Source organism: bacterium, assembly GCA_016703265.1.
Taxonomy (GTDB): domain Bacteria; phylum Krumholzibacteriota; class Krumholzibacteriia; order LZORAL124-64-63; family LZORAL124-64-63; genus CAINDZ01.
Map to the genome: position 1 here is coordinate 381,813 of JADJCK010000001.1, position 19,130 is coordinate 400,942.

Here is a 19,130-nt window from a genome sequence, read left to right on the forward strand (position 1 = left end):
GGCTCCAGCCCGGGGCGAAATCGTGGCGCAGCCACTCGCCACCCAGCGGCTCGGCAGGCGCCTCGAACCACAGGCCGCCCAGGACCAGGTCGAGGTCGCCATCGCCATCAAGGTCGGCCAGGTGGGTGCCCTCGCCCTCGCGTTCGACCAGCGTGCGCGATTGCCAGGTGCCGGGTGCCGTCTGCAGGTGGATGCGGACGGCGTGCTTGTCGCAGGTGGCCGCGTCGACATCGCCGTCGCCGTCGATCCTGCGCCGGCCAGTCGGCCTTCAGGTCGCCCGGGTTGCGCAGCCACAACAGCCCGCGGTCTGTGTCGCCGACGACAATGTCGAGGTGCGTGTCGCCGTCGATGTCGGCCAGCTGCATGTCGGTGGTGAACTGGCCGCTCGCCAGTGGACGCTTGTCCCACTGCGGGTACTGGTACCAGAAGAGGCCCGGGCCGTCGGCGTGCTCGCCGCCGAGCACCAGGTCGGCGTAGCCGTCGCCGTCGAGATCACCGGCGGCACAGACGTCGGTGCAGCAGTCCTCGCCGCCGGGCGGGGCCGCGTCGACGACCTGGCGCCGGAAGGCGACCGGACCATCGATGACCGGGGATGCCGGCTGCGACTTTCCGCCGCAACCGGCCACGAACAGCAATGCCGCCAACGGCAACCAGGCCGCGGCGGCAGGACGCAGGATCAGTTTCACGTAGACCTCCGGCGCCGGCGATGTTACCGCGGCGTCGCCAGCATGTGGATCACGCACCAGGCGATGTCGGGGTAGGCGTCCGGCAACCGGCCGACACGATAGCCGTGATCCCCGCAGAACGCTTCACAGGCGGCGGCCTTCGCCTCGGCGAGGGCGGCATCGGCGTCGTCCACCTCGAGCAGCAGCACCGGCCGCGCCGCGGCGAGCAGCCCCACGGCCCCGCGCAGCACGGCCAGTTCGGCGCCTTCCACGTCGATCTTCACCAGCGCCGGCCGCGTTGCCGGCTCGCCGGCATGCCAGGCGTCGAGGGTGGTCAGCGGCACCTCGATCTCGCCGCAGGCGTCGGGCGGCAGGTCGGTGCCGGCCAGCGCGGAGCCGCCCGAAAGCCGCGCCAGGACCAGTCGGGCCGAGCCGCAGCGATCGCCGACCGCGCTCTCCACCACCTCGAGCCGGGACAGCCCGTTCAGGCGCGCGTTGCGGCGGACCAGGCGTGCATTCGCCGGCACCGGCTCGAAGGCGACCACGCGACCGGCCGGGCCCACCAGCTTCGCGGCGATCACCGCGATGAAGCCCACGTTGGCACCGACGTCGAGCACCACATCGCCGGGCTTCAGGCATTCGGCCAGCGCCTGCTGGACCGGCGGCTCGTAGGTGCCGGCAGCGAAATCGGGGTTGCCGCCGCCGACATCGAAGCGCAGCCCGCGGCCGGGTCCGGCGCCGATGACAGCCGGCCCTGCAGGGAACAGGCGGCGCCAGGCCGAACGCACGTTCACGCCCGCGGCCCCTTCCCGGCAACGATCTCGCGCCGCCGCAGATACTCGCGCCCCCGGAAGAACATGGACAGCCACTGCCCGCCGGCGACATCGGCGAGCACGGGCCAGCGCGGCTGGTCGGCCGGCCGCGACATCTGCGTGGCGTGGCAGTCCAGGGCGCGGCGCTTGGTCCCGGCCACGGCGGCGATCTCGACCCTGTGCTTCAGGTGGGCGAGCCGCTGCCCGCAGGCACGCAGCCCGGCCAGCACGACGCCGGGGCGATGCAGCCGACGCGCCACGGGCGGACAGACCCACGGCCAGTGGTGCCAGAACCACACGGGGTACTCGAGCAGCACGCGCGTGGTACCAGGTTCCTGCAACGCGATGCCGCCAAGCACGGCGGCCAGCGTGGCCTGGTGGTCGGCAGTGGTATCGCCGGCATAGGGCGCCAGCAGCAGGGCGCCCGGATGCAGACGCAGCAGCCCGGCGATGCGCGCCGCTGCCGCGGCGATCCCGCCGGTCAGCTCGCCGTCGCGGAAGTCGAGGAAATGGACGTCAACCGCCGCCACGCCGAGTTCGCCGCAGGCGGCCAGGGCCTCGGCGCGCCGCCGCGACGCCAGCTCACCGGCCTCGAGGAAGCGCGCGTGCGAGGTGCGCCCGTCGGTGAGGAAGACGACCGTGACCGGCACGCCACGGGCGCGCTTGAGCGCGATGAGCCCGCCGCAACCGAGCGTCTCGTCGTCCTGGTGCGGGGCGAAGACGATGGCCGGCGCCGCCATATCGGCGTCCGCCAGGGAACGCGACAGGCGCGCGGCCAGTCCCTCGACGACCGCGTGCGCGGCTGCGCGGACGCGCCCGCCGGTCACGCGCCCCCGGTCAGGCGCGCGTCGGCCCGCCAGCGGGCCGGCAGGAACATGAGCCCGAAGTGCGGGTCGATGCCGCGGCCGGTGCCGTACCAGTCCGACGTCTCGACGTCCATCATCAGGCAGTTCTCCAGCAGGTCGTAGTTGCGGCTGTCGGGTCCCTTGAGCCACAGCGTGAGGTAGTAGCGGCCCGGCATCAGGTGGAGCGCCTCGATGTCGAGGTCGAAGGCATGGGCGCCGGCCGGGACGCGGACAAGGCTCGGCCCCGTCATCCAGTTGTTGCTGATCGACAGCAGCAGGCCCATCTCGTTGCGGATCTCCAGGCCCACGTGCAGGTCGGGGATCATCTCCTCGAGCTGGGCGCGTACACGCACAGTCAGCGCGTCGCCGCTGCGGATGAAGTTCAGCGTCTGGCCCTGCGGGTCGAGGAACTCGGCGCCGGACAACCGCGCCTGCCCCGTGCCCACGCGCGAGCCGATGGCGGCCAGGTCGGCCCCGCCCGACTGCGCCGAGGCGAAGGTGGCCATGTAGGAACGCACCACCTCTTCGGCGGGACCGTCCATGTGCACCTTGCCCTGGTCGATCCAGATCACGCGACGGCACAGGTTTTCCACGGCCGCCATGTTGTGCGAGACGAAGACGACGGTGCGCCCGCCGCCGCGCAGTTCGTCCATCGAGTCGAGGCACTTCTTCTGGAATTCGGCGTCGCCGACGGCCAGCACCTCGTCCACGAGCAGGATGTCCGGGTCCAGGTGAGCCGCCACGGCGAAGCCCAGCCGCAGGCGCATGCCCGAGCTGTAGCGCTTGATGGGCGTGTCGATGAAGCGCTCGACGCCGGCGAACTCGACGATCTGGTCGATCTTCGCGGCGATCTCGGACTTCCGCATGCCCATGATCGAGCCGTTCATGAAGATGTTCTCGCGCCCGGTCAGTTCCTCGTGGAAGCCGGTGCCCACCTCGAGCATGGCCGACAGCCGGCCATTGACGGTGAAGTGTCCGCTGGTCGGGTAGGTGATGCGCGACAGCACCTTGAGCATGGTGCTCTTGCCGGCGCCGTTGCGGCCGATGAGGCCCACCACCTCGCCGCGCTCGATCTCGAAATTGACCCCGCGCAGCGCGTGCAGGATCTCGGGCTGCTTGCCGCGGCCCCGGCCGCGGAACATGCCGACGAGGGCTTCGCGCAACATGGTGTCGCCCGCGCGAAGCTCGCCCAGGCGGTACTGCTTGCAGATGTCGTGGACGCTGACGGCTTGCATGGCACCGGCCTCTTTCTAGATGACGTCCGCGAACTCGCGTTCGGCCTTCGTGAAGTAGCGCAACCCGATCAACAGGACAACGAGGCCCACGCCCAGGGCCGCGCCCAGCGTTCCCCACTCGAGCGGACGCCCGGTGAGGGCCGTGGCGCGGAAGGCGTCGACGACGCCCACCATGGGATTGAGCAGCAGCAGCGGCTGCCACTTCTCGGGCACGATGCTGACCGGATAGATGATCGGCGTGAGAAACATCCACATCTGCAGCAGGAACGGGATGGCGTACTTGACGTCGCGGTAGCGCACGTTGAGCGTGGCCAGGATGAGGCTGGCCCCGAGCGCCAGCACGACCATCACCGGCACCAGCAGCGGCCACAGCAGGAACGTCCAGGAAGGCGTCACGCCGTAGACGAACATCAGCACCACGCCCACCACCGAGGCGATCAGGAAGTCGGGCAACAGGCTGAGCACGCCCGCCGTGGGGATGATGAGCCGCGGGAACCACACCTTGGTCAGCAGCTGGCTGTTGTTCACCAGGCTGTTCGACGAGTAGGACACCGCGCCGGCGAAATACGTCCACACGGCCATGCCGAGGTAGGCGAACACCGGGTACGGAATGCCGTCGCTGGGCATCTTCGCCATCTTCCCGAACAGCAGGAAGAAGATCAGCGTGCTGGCCAGCGGCTGGATGACCGCCCAGGCCACCCCCAACAGCGTCTGCTTGTAGCGCACCTTCAGGTCACGCCAGACCATGAAGAAGAGCAGTTCGCGGTAGGCCCAGAATTCCTGCAGGCCGTTCTTTCGCATGTTCCCGGTCCTTGCCTGCCGGATGCCATCTCCGGCCGGGCGGTTTCAGGTGGCGCCGGCATCCGTTGCCGGCACGTCGAATCAGCCTCGCGGAGCTGCGAACAGGCCTTCCAGCCGCCGCGCCCGCGCGTCCCAGGTGAAGACATCCAGCGCCCGCTTGCGGCCGGCGGCGCCCAGCTCGTCGCGCCGCGACGCGGAATCCAGTCCGGCCAGGAGGTCGGCCGCCAGGCCCTGGACATCGCCCGCTTCGCGCAGGAAGCCGGTCACGCCGGGCACGACGATCTCCGGCATGCCGCCGATGCGCGTGGCCACGACCGGCATCCCGGTGGCCATGCCCTCGACCAGGCTCATGCCGAACGACTCGCTGAACGAAGGGTTGGCCAGCACGTCGGCCGCCGCGTACAGGCGCGGCAGGTCGGTCTGCGGCACCGGCCCCACGAATCGCACCTTGCCGGCCAGCGCGCCCTGCTCGGCCCGCGCGCGCAGCCACGCCTGGTAGTCGCTGCAGACGGTGCCGTCGTAGTAGGCGGACAGCGCCCGCACGCGCGGGTCCTCGCTGATGCCCACGATGTACTCCAGCGGCAGCGACACCTGCGGCCCCACCAGGTCCAGCCGCGCATCGGGACGCTCGCGGCAGACCAGGTCCATCGCCTCCAGGAGCGTGTGCACACCCTTCTCCGGCGAGAGCCGGCCCACGAAGAGCACCGTGGTCGGACGGGCATCGCTCCGTCCGGCGTCGGCGGCGGCTGTGAAACGCTCCGGCTCGAACCCGTTGTACAGCGGCACGCAGAAACCGTCCACCTGCGGATGGGCCTGGCGGATCAGGTCGGCGATGTAGCCGCTCGAACCGGTGACCAGGTCGGCGCAGCGCAGCCGGCGCCGCACGCTGGTCGGCGAGAACTGGGTCAACCACTCGCACTGCATCTCGAGGGCCAGGCGCGATCGCGGCGCCGCCTGCCGGAACACCGGCAGGAAGTTCGAGAAGTTCAGCACGTGCACCCAGTCGAACCTGCCGCCGCGCAGCTGGCGCGCCACCGCGCGCGCAAAGCCGCCGTAGTAGAGCCCCGACCGGATGATGCGCTCCTGCGACACGTAGTTCGGGTACTTCGCCAGCAGGTTCAGCAGCGGCGTGTCCGGCCAGTCGTCGATGAAACGATAATCGATGCCGTCATCCGGCCGGTTCTGCGGTGGGTTGTGGCGCCGGTTCACGAAGATCGTCACTTCGTGGCGGCCGACCAGCCGACGGGCCGTGTGATGCACGATCAACCCGATCGAATTCTGGCGCGGCGGCAGGGCCGGGTCGATGGGCTGCGCCACGAAGGCGATGCGCATGCGCGTTCCTTTCGGGCGACGGTTGTTGCCGTCATCCGCACGACGCGGTGCCGGCACCCTGGAGGATTGCCGGATCCCGCGCCCAACTCAAGTGTTCAAAATGGGTTCGACCACATCCGGCCCATATTAAGCCCCGATCTGTCCGGTCGCCATGCCCGGACTTCTCAACGGCCCGGGGGCACGCTGCAGCGCACGGGGATGGCGGCGCGGGCCGTCAGGCCGGCCTCGTCGGCAACCTCGATCTCCAGCAGGTGCCGGCCGGACCCGGTACTGTCGGGAAGTTCGACCAGCAGGCGATCCCGCAGCAGGTCCGGCTCCACGACCAGGGGCCGGCCGTCCCAGCGGGCCCGCAGCGACCCGGCGGCGACCCCCGCCCCCGCATCGCTCACTGACACCGCCAGCACGGACCAGCGGGGCGGCGTGACGCCTGGCACCGGGCCGCCGAACCCGGGGTGCGGCCCGACGGTGCGGGCCCCGGCGGCGACGACCGGCGGCAGCGTATCACGCAGGGCGGCATAGGTTCCCGGGCCCGGCAGGGCAAATCCCGGTTCCTGTGCCGCGCCGGTATTCGGCATGAGGGGCGCGGCCCGGGACCAGGCGGCGCCGTCCCACTCGTACATCGCGATGGCGGATCCGGCGGCGGTCGGCGGCAGGGCCCCGGCCGGCAGCGTGACCGGCGGGGAGCCGTCCAGCGGCCAGTCGGCAGCAGCCCAGGAAACGGCTTGGCCCATGGGAATCAGGCCCTGGCGCGCCGCCTGGTCGCGCTGGGTCCGCGTGGCGGGCACCGGGCCCGTTGTGGCCAGAGCCACGGAAGCAAGCGCGGGGCTTCCAGCGGCCGGCTCCAGCACCTGAAGGTTGGCCGTACATTCCTCAGGTACCGCTTCAAACAGAGGCGACAAGATGATGTTGTTGCTGGCGCTGCAGGCCAGCGAGACTTCGACGGGCGCCGGTTCCCAGGCTCCCGGGCCGGTTTCGGTTTCCGCCGGGATGCCGACAACCTCGCCGGGCGCCGCGATCACCAGGTCCCAGCCCACGGACGCCCGGTTGCCGGCCCGGTCGATGGCCACCAGTTCACAGGTGTGCCGCCCGGGCGCCAGGCCGGCGCCATCGGCTCCCAGGTACCACAGGCCCCCCTGCCGTCCCGGCACGGAGACGGCCGGACGGCGATGCAGCCATTGCTCGCGCAGGCCGCCACACTCCAGCCATTCCAGGCGCTGCTGCGCGTTGGCGGCAAAGTCGAAGGCCTCGTTGGCCCGGCGACAGACCAGGGCGCCGTCGAGGCGCAGTTCGATCAGCCACGGCTCGAGGCGGTGCCCCGCGGGGTCGGTCGCCTCGACGATGCGGGCGCTGAAGGCAATCGGCCCCGAGGCGTGGAGTGCCGGCGCCAGGCCGTCCTGCCATGGTCGGCCCGCCACCGGCAGCAGGCGGGCCTCGGCGGCGCCCTCCAGGCGAGCCTGTGCCGTGGCCGGCAGGGCCCGCACGTGGTGGATCACCGGCGGGATCGTGTCCCTGACCGCGAACCCCGCGGCCAGCGGGTCGATCGGCAGGCCGGCCCCGTCGCGCACCTCGAAGTGCAGGTGCGGCCCCACGGTGCCGCTCTGCCCGGTCAGGCCCAGCACTTCGCCCCGACTGACCGGCACCTGCCCGGCGGCCAGCTCGAGTTCCGCGCGCCAGGTCCCGAGGCGCTCCTGTTCCGCGCCCACGAGCGCACCGAGGCGGTCGTTGAAGCGGCCGAGGTGCGCGTAGACATAGGTACGACCCGAGGCGCCGCGCAGGTACACGGCCCGGCCGTAACCGCCGGGCGTAGCGCGCACGCGCGAGATCCACCCGTCCTCCACGGCGTAGGCGGGGAAGCCCTCGGTCTCGCGCGTCTTGAGGTCGATGCCGGCGTGGAAACGCCCGCCGCGGTATTCCATGAAGTTGCTCGTGAGCCAGCGCGCCGGCAGGTCCAGGGGCCAGCGCGGCGCCTCCAGGTCGGGCGCCGGCGCCGCCCGGGCGGTCACGGCCGGGGCGCAGCCGGCGGCCAGCTGCAGAAACAGGGCAAGTACCGGCAAGGACAGCCGATAACGCGAATGGGCCAGGCTCATGCGTATCCGATCCTCGGCCGGGGCGGCGGTTGACAACGGGCACTCTAGCATCGCCAGCCAACCCGCGACAAGACGTGAGCTCGGCGCTACCATGGTCACGGGCCGCCGCTGGCGGCCCGGAGGAAACGCCCGCGGACGCGACGGCGCCGCGGCACCAGACCTGGGAGGGACCCCGTGGACGTTCACAACGGTCACTGGCTTGACGACGATCGCGCCATCCCCGTTCCCGCCGGCCGCAGCTTCCTGCTCGACACCAACGTCCTGCTGCACGACGCCGACAGCCTGCACGCGTTCGAGGAACACAATCTCATCCTGACGATCGACGTGCTCGAGGAGCTGGACCGCTTCAAGCGCGGCAACGACGAGAAGGGCCGCAACGCACGGCGCGTGATCCGCGACATCGACGCCTTGCGCGACGGCAGTTCGCTCAGCCAGGGCGTGCCCCTGCCCGGCGGCGGCAAGATCTTCATCCTCGTGCGCAGCTTCACCGAGCACCTGCCCACGGGCATGGACCGCAGCCAGCCGGACAACCGGATCCTGTCGGCCGCCTGCGCCATGAACAAGGCCGGCGCCAACATCACCTTTGTCTCGAAGGACATCAACGCGCGCGTGAAGGCCGACGCGCTGGGCATCCGCGCCGAGGACTTCCTCAACCGCGTCGTCAACTTCGACGAGCTCTACACCGGCTGGAGCGAGCACGTCGTCTCCGACGCATTGATCAACGATTTCTACGCGGGCCGCCCCGTGAAGCTGGATGTGGGCCTGTGCCCGAACGAGGGCGTGCTGCTCAAGTCGGCCGACAATCCCAAGCACACCGCGCGCGGCATCTTCCGCGGCGACACCGGCCTGATCGAGGCGCTGCAGCACGGCGACAGCCGGCCCTGGGGCCTGGGCGCGCGCAACCTGCAGCAGCAGTTCGCCCTGGAACTGCTCATGCGCGAGGACATCCGCCTGGTGACCATGCTGGGGCAGGCAGGCACGGGCAAGACGCTGCTGGCGCTGGCCGTGGGCCTGCAACTGGTGGCCGAGGAGAAGCGGTACCGGCGCATCATGGTGTCGCGGCCGATCATGCCGCTGGGCAAGGACATCGGCTACCTGCCCGGCTCGAAGGACGAGAAGCTCAGCAGCTGGATGCAGCCGGTTTCGGACAACCTGCAGTTCCTCGTGGACCCGAAGCTGGAGCATGCGGGCGACAAGGTGCAGTACCTGTACGACACGGGCGTGGTCGAGGCCGAGGCGGTCACCTACATCCGCGGTCGCAGCCTGCCGAAGGTGTTCATCATCATCGACGAGGCGCAGAACCTGACGCCGCACGAAGTCAAGACGGTGGTCAGCCGTGCGGGCGAGGACTCGAAGGTGATCCTGACGGGCGATGCGTACCAGATCGACAACCCGTACCTGGACGCGTCGTCGAACGGCCTGACGTACGTGGTCGAGCGCTTCAAGCAGCATCCGATCCACGGGCACATCACGCTGGCCAAGAGCGAACGCAGCGAACTGGCCTCGCTGGCGGCCGAGCTGCTGTAGCCCGGGCCGGGGCGCGGCACTCTAGTTGGTGGTCGAATCGGCCGGCGCGGGCGCGGCGCGCTCGCCCAGTGTCTGGCGCAGCTGCCCGATCAGGCACGCGTTCGCACGCTTGACGGCGCGCGTCAGGTTGCGCGTGACCAGTTGCTGGTCCTGCCGCGCCGTGGGCGTGATGTACGAGCGGTCATCGACTTCACCCAGGCACGACTTCTGCCAGACGATCTCGCCCCTCCGGTCGCGCAGCGTCAGGCGCACCTCTGCCTCGGCGCGATGGCTGGTCGGCACCGGGATGGCCATCATCCCGGCGACGGCCATGGCGGCCCCGAGCTTGGCGCGGTGCGAACTGTCGCTGCCGAGGGCGAAGCCGGCGGCGCCGCCGATCAGGCCCGTGAGCAGGTACGACGTGCGCGAACGCTGCAGCTCACAGGTGAACGACAGCAGGTCGGCCGAAAGCAGGTAGTCGGCCTGCGAGGCCAGCGGCACCAGTTCCACCAGTCCGGTCTGCTCAAGGTCCTGCGCCAGCGCCTCGGCGTACAGGCGCGTTGCCGGCGCCTCCCAGGACGTGTCCTTGGGGAAGGTGATGTTGAAGAAATGGCCCCGGCCCTCGCGCTGCAGCAGGGGCCGCATATCGGTGACGGAATCGATATAGAGCGCCGGAGTGCGACTGCCAACCAGCGCCATGTTCACCGATTCGTCCGGGTAGAGGAACGTGATGCGCTGGGCGCCGCAGCCGCCCAGCACGGTGGCAACCATCACGATGGCCGCCACGCCGGCAGCTCCACGCATCCACAGGTTCCGCTTCATCGATTCCTCCCAGCCGGGTGTCGGGTCGGGTAACCGCCGGCGGCATACAAGTTACGGATCGATCACCTTCAGGGCCAGTCCCCGCTGCAGTCCGAGGCGCTCGGCGGCACTGCCGCCGGGCACACCGATCTCGACGGTGCCCCCACTCCCCCAGTACCAGAAAGCCGGCCCGGGCGGCGCCGCGGCGTAGTTCGGGAACGGCCCCGGCACCGCCTTGTCGCCCACGACCAGGCCAGCACCGGCGGCCAGCCGCCGCCCGGCCGGCGTCTCGACGGCCAGGTCGCTGATGGCGTTGCCGAAGGCGTCGATCCAGACCAGGCGCGGCGGATCCCCGTGCACAGCCCCGACCGGCGGCAGCCCCAGCGCACCGGCTTCTTCAGCAGGGCCCAGCAAAGCCACCGGCTCACCCAGCGCCAGGCGTGCCGCTGCCGGCGCGAACAGGTCGCGGCCGTGGAAGGTGGCGCTGACCAGGCCCGTGCGCGGGTGCCCGCGTCCACACATCTCCTCCAGGCGCACGACCAGCAGGTCGGGCTCGGCGGCCAGGAACGCCAGCAGGCCGTTGCCCGGCCCGACGAAGCACTGCCCGCGAGCCGTGCAGGCCACCGCCGGCCGAGTCGAGCCGACTCCCGGGTCGACGACCGCCAGGTGGACCGTGCCCGGCGGGAACGTGGCCGCTGCGCGTTCGAGGAACCAGGAGCCGGCGGCGATGTCGCCGCGCGGGATGTCATGCGTCAGGTCGACGAGCGTCGGCTGCGGCTCGCTGTGCGGGTGGCGCGCCCACGCCGACAGCACCGCGCCCGTGAGCTCGGCCACCCCGGGATCGCGCCGGCCGAAGTCGGTCAGCAGGGTCAGGACGCCGCGCGCCATCAGCGGCCGGCTCCCTGTGCCCAGGCAAGATAGTCGCGCGAGACGAAGCCCGACGGCCAGGCCACCATCTGCGGGATGTCGTAGGGGTGCTGCAGCTTCAGTTCGCCGACGCAAAGGTCGAAGCGCTCCGGCAGCACCTTGATGACGGCCGCGACCTCGGCCGTACGGCACAGGGCGCCTTCCCAGCGGTAGAACGAGGTGAGATCGGCGCCGACCTGCCCGCACACGGCCAGGCCGCCGTCCACCAGCAGGCCCACCACGCGCTCGGCCGTCTCGCGGTCGGGGAACGTTGTCGTGAGGATCATCAGTTCGTTGGCGCTCATGCCTTCTCCGGTCCGGCCGTCGCGGCCAGCATTTCCAGCATGCGGGCGTGGAGCCCCGGCGCGGCGGCCACGACCCCGAGGTCGGGCACCGTGACGTGGGCGCCCGAGAGGTCGGTCACGATGGCGCCGGCTTCGCGCGCGATGAGCGTGCCGCCGGCCGTGTCCCAGGGCCGCAGCCTCAGTTCGAAGTAGCCGTCGAGCTTGCCCGCCGCCACGTGTACGAGGTCCGCAGCGGCACTGCCGCCGCGACGGATCCCGTGGCAGGGCGCCTTCAGGAAGGCGCCGACGGCAGCCAGCGTGCGGTCGACCGCCTGGTCGCGCACGTACGGGAAGCCGGTGGCCAGTAACGCCTGCTCGAGTGCGACCGGGCGGCGCGTCTCCAACGGCAGGCTGCCGCCATGTCGCGGCCGCTCGAGGATGGCGCCGCCGCCGCGATGGGCCAGGTAGAGCTCGTCGAGGTACGGCAGGAACACGGCGCCCAGTTCCAGGCCGTCGGGACCCACGCAACCCGCTGAGACGGCAAATATCGGGTAACCGTGCGCGTAGTTCGTGGTTCCATCGAGCGGGTCCACGTACCAGGTGCGACCGCCGGGAGAACCGGTGCGCAGGCCCGACTCCTCGGCCACGACCGCGTCCTCGGGGAAGTCGTGGGCCAGGCCCTCCAGCAGCAGTTCCTCGACACGTCGGTCGACGTCGGTCACGAATTCGGTCGCGCCCTTGGCTTCCACCTGCATGATGCGGCCCAGGCAGTCCAGTTGCAGGCCCCCTGCTGCCAGTACCAGTTCACGCAGGCAGAAGAGCTGTTCTTCCAGGTGGTCGCTCACGCTAGCTCCGTCGGTTCGGGTCGCGGCCGGGCGCGCCGGGCGCCCGGGGGCTATCGTAGGTGACGCGGACCGCTCCGACAAGGAGGCAAGCCCGCGGTTGAAGTTCCACCCCGCCTGTTCTAGCTTGGGAGGGTTGTCGCGAGGCCCGGCGCACCCGCCCTGCCCCGCCGGAACCGCCCCTTCGCACCGGGAAGGAAACGACATGAAAGACAGGATCCTGGCCGTCCTCGATGAGATCCGGCCGACCCTGCAGGCCGACGGCGGCGACATCGAGTTCATCGACTTCCATGAGGGCATCGTCACCGTGCGCATGCGCGGCGCCTGCGGCTCATGCCCGATGAGCATGGTCACCCTGAAGCAGGGCGTCGAGGCTCGCATGAAGGCACGCATCCCCGAGGTGCTGCGGGTCGAGCAGATCTGACGGCGCCGCTCGCCCGTCGGCCGGCCGCGGCCGCTCATGCCGGATAGACGTTCACGCCCTGAACGTTGGTGAATTCTCGCAAGCCGTGCCAGGACAGTTCCCGCCCCAGCCCGCTCTGCTTGACGCCGCCGAACGGCATCCGCGGGTCGCTCTTGACGATCGAGTTCACGAACACGGTCCCGGCCTCGAGCCGGCGCGCCAGGCGCTCGCCGCGTTCCAGATCACGCGTCCAGACGCAACCCCCGAGCCCGAAGACCGAAGCATTGGCCAGGCGCACTGCCTCTTCATCGTCTGCCACGGCCATGACCGGCGCGATGGGACCGAAGACCTCGTCGCGCCAGACCGCCATGCCCGGCGTGACGTCGGCCAGGACGGTGGGCGGGAAGAAGCAGCCGGCGCGTTCGAGGCGACGGCCGCCCGTCAACAGGCGCGCACCGGAAGCCAGCGCGTCGGCGCACTGGTCGGCCAGCACCTTCATCTCGTCCTCGTTGACGATGGCGCCCACGCGCGTGCTCTCATCCAGCGGGTCGCCGATGGGCAGCGCCGCCATCGCGGCGGCGAACCGCTCCGTGAACTCGGCGACGACCGCACGCGCGACGATGAACCGCTTGGCGGCGATACAGCTCTGCCCGGTGCAGAGCATGCGCCCGGTCACGGCGCCGCGCACGGCCGCCTCCAGGTCCGCGTCTTCCAGGACGATGAACGGGTCGCTGCCCCCCAGTTCCAGGACGACCTTCTTGAGGTGGCGCCCCGCCAGTTCGGCAATGCGCCGGCCCGCTTCGACCGAGCCGGTCAGCGACAGGCCGCGGACATCGTCGTGGGCGACCAGTCCGGCGATCGTGGCATGGTCGCAGACAATGGTCTGGAACGTGCCGGCGGGATAGCCGGCCTCGGCGAACAATTCGCTGATCGCCAGTCCGCAGCCGGTCACGTTCGAGGCATGCTTGAGCAGGCTGGTGTTGCCGGCCGTCAGCGTAGGCACCCCGAAGCGGAGGGCCTGCCAGAACGGGTAGTTCCAGGGCATGATCGAGAGCACGACGCCCAGCGGCTGGTAGGCCACGTGATGGTGGAGCCCGTCGGCCTTCATCGGCGTGTCGGCGAGCCACTCGGCGCTTTGCGTGGCGTACACCTCGCAGAGCCAGGCACACTTCTCGACCTCGCCGCGGGCCTCGGTGACGGGCTTGCCCATCTCCAGGCTCATGAGGCGGGCCAGTTCCGGCGCCCGCGCCCGCAACCGGGCCGCCAATGGCGGCAGCAGCGCCGCGCGTTCGGCCACGGGACGTGCGGCCCACTCGCGCCCGGCGGCAACGGCACGGTCGAGCGCGGCAAAGACCGCCGCAGCATCCTGGCGCGGGTACTCGGCGAGCCTGTCGCCGGTGGCGGGATTGACCGTGACGACGCCCATCGCGACTCCCGGGCGGCCGCGCCGGGGCGGCCGGGTCAGTGGGTGTTCACCATCAGAACGCGATCTGGCGGAAGATGACCAGCGCCGCGCGGTGCACCGAGTCGGGCGCCACGCCCAGCAGGAGCACCAGCACCGCCAGCACGGCGGCGGCGCCCACGGCGATCGGCTCGCCGCCCGTATAGCCGTCCTCTTCGGGCTGCTTCATGTACATGACCACCAGCACGCGCAGGTAGTAGTACACCGAGATCAGCGAGTTGATGACGCCGATGACAGCCAGCGGGATCAGGCCCGCGCGCACGACAGCCGAGAACAGGTAGAACTTCGACATGAAGCCGACCATCGGGGGAATGCCCGCGAGCGACAGCATCGCCATGGCCAGAACGGCCGCCGACACGGGCCGCCGCCGGCTGAGGCCCGCATAGCGCTCGATGTCGTCGGCCTCGCCGTCCTTGCTGCCCAGCGAACCGATGATGCCGAAGGCCGCCAGGTTCATCAGGCTGTAGGCCAGCAGGTAGAACAGCAGCGCGGAACCGGCCGACTCGCCCACTTCGCGGCCGAGCACCATCTGGGCGCTGCCGCCGGCAGCCGGCGAGATGAGCGTGACCACGCCGAGCAGCAGGTAGCCCGCGTGCGCGATCGATGACCAGGCCAGCAGGCGCTTGACGCTGTTCTGCGCCAGGGCGACCAGGTTGCCCACGGTCATCGTCAGCACGGCCAGTGCCGCCAGCACCGGGTACCAGGCAAAGGCCAGCTGCGGCTGCATGAGCCAGGCGATGCGAATGAGGATCGCAAAGCCCGCGGCCTTGACCGCCGTGGCCATGAAACCGGTCACATAGGCCGGGGCGCCGTCGTAGACGTCGGGCGTCCACATGTGGAACGGCACCATCGCAACCTTGAAGCCGAGGCCCACCAGCACCAGCCCGCCGCCGAGGATCGCCAGGCCCAGGTCGTTGCCGCCCTCGCCCAGGGCGCGCGAGATGTCGCTGAACGCCGTGCCGCCGGCGAAGCCGTAGAGCAGCGCCATGCCCATGAGCAGGAAGGCCGAGGCGAACCCGCCCAGCAGCAGGTACTTGAAGCCGGCCTCGCTGCTGCGAACGTCGCCGCGCACGCCGCCCGCCAGCACGTAAACCGCCAGGCTCATCATCTCGATGCCCAGGAACACCGTGAGCAGGTCCGAGGCCGCGGCCAGCACCATCATGCCGAGGATCGAGAACAGCAGCAGCGGGTAGAACTCGGCGCGATAGCGCGAGTCACGGTCGAACGTGGCGCTCGCGAAGATGGTCGTCAGCACGCCGCAGCCGGCGAACAGGTAGTTGAAGAAGCGGGAGTAGTCCCCCACCGTCATCATGCCGGCCATGATCTCGCGGTCGCCGGCGCCGCCGCGGGTCAACTGCGCCAGGACCGCGCCCAGCAGAACCAGCAGCGTCAGGAAGGACAGGTGGTCCTTCTTCTTCGCATTGACGAAGGCGTCCACGAGCATGACGACAAGCCCGCCGCAGGCTACGACCAGGTACGGCAGCAGGACATCGATCTGGCTGCCGACCGACGGCGCAATGAATCCGTTCATCACTGCATCTCCGCGTTGCCGAACACGAACCGCCCCTGCCCATCCGGCAGGTCCAGCGCGGGAATCTCCACCGAGGCGCCATGGCCGTGACCGGCCGGCGCCGTACCCTCGACCGCCAGCGGCGCCAGCACGCGGGCCACGCTCGCTTCCACGCGGTCAAGGACCAGGCCGGGGCGCACGCCCAGCCAGAACATGAACACGACCAGCGGCAGCAGCACCGCCAGCTCGCGAACCGACAGGTCGCTCAGGCCCTCGTTCTTCGGGTTGTCACGCCGCCCGAAGAAGACGCGCTGGTACATCCACAGCATGTAGATGGCGCCCAGCACGACGCCCGTGGCCGCCAGCACGGTCAGCAACCGGCCGTGGGCCAGCGTGGTGCTGCTGAACGTCCCGAAGAGGATCATGAACTCGGCCACGAAACCAGCCATCCCCGGCAGGCCGATGCTGGCCAGCGTCGTGATCAGGAACAGCGTCGCGTACACCGGCATGCCGTGGGCCAGGCCCCCGAACTCCGAGATCTCGCGGGTGTGCCGCCTCTCGTAGATGACGCCGACCAGGAGGAACAGCGCGCCGGTGGACAGGCCGTGCGCCAGCATCTGGAACAGGCTGCCGGCCACGCCCAGCGGCGTCAGCGAGAACAGGCCCAGCACCGCGAAGCCCAGGTGGCTGACCGAGGAGTAGGCCACGAGCTTCTTGACGTCCGGCTGCACCAGCGCCACGAGCGCCCCGTAGATGATGCCGATCACCGCGAGCACGCTGATCGCCGGCGCAAACGTCGCCACGCCCTCGGGGAACAGCGGCATCGCGAAGCGGAGCATGCCGTAAGTGCCCATCTTAAGGAGCACGCCGGCCAGGATCACCGAACCGGCCGTGGGCGCTTCGACGTGCGCGTCGGGCAGCCAGGTGTGCAGCGGCCACAGCGGCACCTTGATGGCGAACGCGAGGAAGAACGCGGCAAAGAGCCACAGCTGCGTCTGCCGCGGCAGGTGCAGCGCCAGGAACGCCGAGAGGTCCATGCTGCCGGCCTGGTAGTACAGGTAGATGATGCCGATCAGCATGAACACCGAGCCGACCATCGTGAAGATGAAGAACTTCACGGCAGCGTACAGGCGCCGCTGGCCGCCCCAGACCCCGATGATGAAGTACATCGGGATCAGCATGGCTTCCCAGAACACGTAGAACAGCAGCATGTCGCGCGCGAAGAACGTTCCCAGCATGGCCGTCTGCAGCAGCAGCACGAAGCCCAGGAACTCGGCGACGCGATCCTTGACCGCTTTCCATGTCGACAGGATGACCAGCGGCCCGAGGAACGTGGTCAGCATCGCCAGCATCAGGCTGATGCCGTCCATGCCCAGGCGGTACGAGATGCGGCCGTCGGCCAGCCAGGCGGCGTGCTCGATGAACTGGTCCATGCCCGTGGCCGGGTCGAAGTGGAACCACAGGTGCAGCGAGAGCACGAAATCGAGCAGCGCGATCCCGAGCGCCAGCAGCCGCGCCGGGCCTTCGCGGCGCACGACGGTCCACAGCAGCAGCGATCCGGCCAGCGGCAGGAACGTCACCCAGGACAGGATGTGGTCGGTGATGAACGGCAAAGCGCTTTCCTCCTAGCCCTTCAGGCTCAGGTAGACGAAGAACACCGCCACGCCCACGGTGAACGACCAGGCGTAGAACCGGACCAGGCCGTTCTGCAACAGCCTCAGGAGCGAGCCGATCACCGCCACGACGAGCGCCGATCCGTTGACCAGCAGCCCGTCGATCACGCCGGCGTCGACACCCTTCCAGAGCACTGTCTTCGACAGCCGGAAGCCCGGCCGGATGAAGGCGCCCTGGTAGGCCTCGTCCACGTAGTACTTGTTCAGGAGCACGCGGTACGGCCAGCCGCCGGCCAGGCCGCGCACGGCGTCGGCCACCTTCGTGCGCCGCGAGTAGACGATGAAACCGAGCGTCAGGCCGAGCAGCCCCCAGGCCAGCGAGGCCGCCGCAAGGCCGCGCTCGAGGGCGACGTGGCCGCCGCCGTGTGCTTCGGCTGCGCCATGGGCGGCCGCCACGCCATGGGCCAGCGCCTCGCCACCGTGCGTCGCCGCCGCCGCCACTTCGTGGCCGCCACCGGCGAACACGGGCGCCAGCCAATGCTCGAAGTGGTTCGCGCCGCCCAGGAAGGCCGGCCAGCCGATCCAGCCGCCGACCACCGACAGTACCGCCAGCACGACCAGCGGCAGCGTCATCGACAGCGGTGATTCGTGGATGTGGTGCCGCACCTCGTGGCTGGCGCGGTTCTCGCCGTGGAAGGTCAGCACGACCAGGCGCATCATGTAGAACGCCGTGAGGCCCGCCACCAGGAAGGCCACGGCCCACAGGGTGATGCCGCCACCGTCGCTGCTGAACGCCTTCCAGAGGATCTCGTCCTTGGAGAAGAAGCCGGCCAGTGGGAACACGCCGGCGATGGCGAAGGTTCCGGCCAGGAAGGTCCAGAACGTGATCGGCAGCTTCTTCGCCAGCCCGCCCATCACGCGCATGTCCTGCTCGCCGCTCATGGCGTGGATCACCGAGCCCGAACCGAGGAAGAGCAGCGCCTTGAAGAAGGCGTGCGTCATCACGTGGAAGATGCCAGCCGCGAAGGCGCCCAGGCCGCAGGCCATGACCATGTAGCCCAGCTGGCTGACCGTGGAATAGGCCAGCACCTTCTTGATGTCGTTCTGCGTCATGGCGATGGTGGCCGCCACGATGGCCGTCGCCGCGCCGACGACGGTCACGACATGCATCGCCGTCGGCGAGAGCACGTACAGGAAGTTCATGCGCGCGATCATGTAGACGCCGGCCGTCACCATCGTGGCGGCGTGGATGAGCGCGCTGACGGGCGTCGGGCCGGCCATGGCGTCGGGCAGCCAGATGTAGAGCGGGATCTGCGCCGACTTGCCGGTGGCGCCCACGAACAGCAGCAGGGCGATGGCGGTGGCCGCCGGCGCCAGGGCCGCCGCGTGGTGCTGCATGGTGCGGAAGCTGAACAGGCCCTCGCCCGCGCCCAGGTGCGGCAGCAGCGTGACGCCCAGCAGGAAGGTGCCGATCAGGAAGCCGAAGTCGCCGATGCGATTGACCACGAAGGCCTTCTTGCCGGCGATCGCGTTCGCTTCCTCGTTGAACCAGAAGCTGATCAGCAGGTACGAGCAGAGTCCTACGCCTTCCCAGCCCACGAACAGCATGAGCAGGTTCTCGCCCAGCACCAGCGTCATCATCGCGAAGATGAAAAGGTTCAGGTACGTGAAGAATCGCTGGAAGCCCTTGTCATGGGACATGTACCCCAGCGAGTAGATGTGGATCAGCAGGCCCACGCCGGTGACGATGAGGGCCATCACGCCGCTCAGCGGATCGAGGGCGAAGCCCAGGTCCACGTGCAGCGGGCCGTAGCCGAGCCAGGGCGCCACGATGTCGGTCAGCAGGCGCGCGTCGGCCGGCATCGAGACCAGCCGCAGGAACGCCACGACCGACAGCACGAAGCTGAGGCCCACCGCTCCGCAGGCGATGGCGCCAACCGCCGGCCTCGGCAGGCGGCGGTTCAGCAGGCCGTTGATCGCGGCCCCCAGCAGGGGCAGCAGCACGATCCAGCGCAGCAGGCTGTCC

Annotated in this window: 17 protein-coding genes; 2 read left to right on the plus strand and 15 right to left on the minus strand. The window is 70.0% G+C overall.

Annotated features, from left to right (window positions below):
• Window positions 1–107: 107 nt before the first annotated feature.
• From IPG61_01780 to IPG61_01810, 7 genes are all read right to left on the minus strand, one after another.
• A complete protein-coding gene (locus IPG61_01780; GenBank protein ID MBK6732824.1) occupies window positions 108–686 on the minus strand; it encodes a VCBS repeat-containing protein in 579 nt (192 codons plus the stop codon).
• Window positions 687–709: 23 nt separating this feature from the next.
• Window positions 710–1,459, minus strand: coding sequence for an FkbM family methyltransferase (locus IPG61_01785; protein ID MBK6732825.1), 750 nt, complete (start codon window positions 1,457–1,459; stop codon window positions 710–712).
• Window positions 1,456–2,304, minus strand: a complete 849-nt coding sequence (locus tag IPG61_01790; GenBank protein ID MBK6732826.1) for a PIG-L family deacetylase — start codon at window positions 2,302–2,304, stop codon at window positions 1,456–1,458. Before IPG61_01790 ends, IPG61_01785 begins: the two co-directional genes overlap by 4 nt.
• On the minus strand, window positions 2,301–3,557 hold the full coding sequence (locus tag IPG61_01795) for an ABC transporter ATP-binding protein (GenBank protein MBK6732827.1): 1,257 nt from the start codon (window positions 3,555–3,557) through the stop codon (window positions 2,301–2,303). Before IPG61_01795 ends, IPG61_01790 begins: the two co-directional genes overlap by 4 nt.
• 15 nt (window positions 3,558–3,572) lie before the next feature.
• Window positions 3,573–4,358 (minus strand): ABC transporter permease, encoded by a 786-nt coding sequence (locus IPG61_01800; GenBank protein MBK6732828.1) that lies wholly within the window; start codon window positions 4,356–4,358, stop codon window positions 3,573–3,575.
• Window positions 4,359–4,439: 81 nt separating this feature from the next.
• A complete protein-coding gene (locus IPG61_01805) occupies window positions 4,440–5,690 on the minus strand; it encodes a glycosyltransferase family 4 protein (GenBank protein MBK6732829.1) in 1,251 nt (416 codons plus the stop codon).
• Between the two features lie 164 nt (window positions 5,691–5,854).
• Complete coding sequence (locus IPG61_01810) at window positions 5,855–7,777, minus strand: hypothetical protein (GenBank protein MBK6732830.1); 1,923 nt, start codon at window positions 7,775–7,777, stop codon at window positions 5,855–5,857.
• A 216-nt stretch (window positions 7,778–7,993) separates the two neighbouring features.
• Between IPG61_01810 and IPG61_01815 the strand changes: the two genes are divergently transcribed.
• Window positions 7,994–9,304 (plus strand): PhoH family protein, encoded by a 1,311-nt coding sequence (locus IPG61_01815; GenBank protein ID MBK6732831.1) that lies wholly within the window; start codon window positions 7,994–7,996, stop codon window positions 9,302–9,304.
• 21 nt (window positions 9,305–9,325) lie between these two features.
• Here the strand turns inward: IPG61_01815 and IPG61_01820 are convergent, their stop codons facing one another.
• Genes IPG61_01820 through IPG61_01835 form a run of 4 tightly spaced genes read right to left on the minus strand, consistent with a single transcriptional unit; the run spans window position 9,326 to window position 12,119 of the window.
• Window positions 9,326–10,105, minus strand: a complete 780-nt coding sequence (locus IPG61_01820; protein MBK6732832.1) for a hypothetical protein — start codon at window positions 10,103–10,105, stop codon at window positions 9,326–9,328.
• Between the two features lie 51 nt (window positions 10,106–10,156).
• On the minus strand, window positions 10,157–10,972 hold the full coding sequence (locus IPG61_01825; protein MBK6732833.1) for an SAM-dependent chlorinase/fluorinase: 816 nt from the start codon (window positions 10,970–10,972) through the stop codon (window positions 10,157–10,159).
• Complete coding sequence (locus tag IPG61_01830; GenBank protein ID MBK6732834.1) at window positions 10,972–11,295, minus strand: divalent-cation tolerance protein CutA; 324 nt, start codon at window positions 11,293–11,295, stop codon at window positions 10,972–10,974. Before IPG61_01830 ends, IPG61_01825 begins: the two co-directional genes overlap by 1 nt.
• Entirely contained in the window at window positions 11,292–12,119 is an 828-nt protein-coding gene (locus tag IPG61_01835; protein ID MBK6732835.1) for an inositol monophosphatase, read from the minus strand. Before IPG61_01835 ends, IPG61_01830 begins: the two co-directional genes overlap by 4 nt.
• Before the next feature lie 202 nt (window positions 12,120–12,321).
• On the opposite strand from IPG61_01835, the gene IPG61_01840 reads away from it, so the two are divergent.
• The gene (locus tag IPG61_01840; GenBank protein ID MBK6732836.1) at window positions 12,322–12,540 is read left to right on the plus strand and encodes a NifU family protein; all 219 of its coding nucleotides are present in this window, start codon (window positions 12,322–12,324) and stop codon (window positions 12,538–12,540) included.
• 34 nt (window positions 12,541–12,574) lie between these two features.
• Here IPG61_01840 and IPG61_01845 read toward each other — a convergent pair whose 3' ends face one another.
• Genes IPG61_01845 through nuoL form a run of 4 tightly spaced genes read right to left on the minus strand, consistent with a single transcriptional unit; the run spans window position 12,575 to window position 19,123 of the window.
• Window positions 12,575–13,945, minus strand: a complete 1,371-nt coding sequence (locus tag IPG61_01845; protein ID MBK6732837.1) for an NAD-dependent succinate-semialdehyde dehydrogenase — start codon at window positions 13,943–13,945, stop codon at window positions 12,575–12,577.
• A gap of 52 nt (window positions 13,946–13,997) precedes the next feature.
• Window positions 13,998–15,512, minus strand: a complete 1,515-nt coding sequence (locus tag IPG61_01850) for an NADH-quinone oxidoreductase subunit N (GenBank protein MBK6732838.1) — start codon at window positions 15,510–15,512, stop codon at window positions 13,998–14,000.
• Window positions 15,512–17,104 carry an NADH-quinone oxidoreductase subunit M gene (locus IPG61_01855; GenBank protein MBK6732839.1) on the minus strand — a complete coding sequence of 531 codons (1,593 nt, stop codon included), beginning with the start codon at window positions 17,102–17,104 and terminating at the stop codon, window positions 15,512–15,514. Before IPG61_01855 ends, IPG61_01850 begins: the two co-directional genes overlap by 1 nt.
• A 12-nt stretch (window positions 17,105–17,116) precedes the next feature.
• Window positions 17,117–19,123, minus strand: a complete 2,007-nt coding sequence (nuoL, locus tag IPG61_01860; GenBank protein MBK6732840.1) for an NADH-quinone oxidoreductase subunit L — start codon at window positions 19,121–19,123, stop codon at window positions 17,117–17,119.
• Window positions 19,124–19,130 lie beyond the last annotated feature (7 nt).

Excerpts from the sequence above, each read along its gene's own strand:
- IPG61_01845 (MBK6732837.1), bottom strand. The coding sequence starts at position 13,945 with ATGGGCGTCGTCACGGTCAATCCCGCCACCGGCGACAGGCTCGCCGAG.
- IPG61_01810 (MBK6732830.1), bottom strand. The coding sequence starts at position 7,777 with ATGAGCCTGGCCCATTCGCGTTATCGGCTGTCCTTGCCGGTACTTGCC.
- IPG61_01820 (MBK6732832.1), bottom strand. The coding sequence starts at position 10,105 with ATGAAGCGGAACCTGTGGATGCGTGGAGCTGCCGGCGTGGCGGCCATC.
- IPG61_01830 (MBK6732834.1), bottom strand. The coding sequence starts at position 11,295 with ATGAGCGCCAACGAACTGATGATCCTCACGACAACGTTCCCCGACCGC.
- IPG61_01840 (MBK6732836.1), top strand. The coding sequence starts at position 12,322 with ATGAAAGACAGGATCCTGGCCGTCCTCGATGAGATCCGGCCGACCCTG.
- IPG61_01800 (MBK6732828.1), bottom strand. The coding sequence starts at position 4,358 with ATGCGAAAGAACGGCCTGCAGGAATTCTGGGCCTACCGCGAACTGCTC.
- IPG61_01805 (MBK6732829.1), bottom strand. The coding sequence starts at position 5,690 with ATGCGCATCGCCTTCGTGGCGCAGCCCATCGACCCGGCCCTGCCGCCG.
- IPG61_01825 (MBK6732833.1), bottom strand. The coding sequence starts at position 10,972 with ATGGCGCGCGGCGTCCTGACCCTGCTGACCGACTTCGGCCGGCGCGAT.
- IPG61_01850 (MBK6732838.1), bottom strand. The coding sequence starts at position 15,512 with ATGAACGGATTCATTGCGCCGTCGGTCGGCAGCCAGATCGATGTCCTG.
- IPG61_01795 (MBK6732827.1), bottom strand. The coding sequence starts at position 3,557 with ATGCAAGCCGTCAGCGTCCACGACATCTGCAAGCAGTACCGCCTGGGC.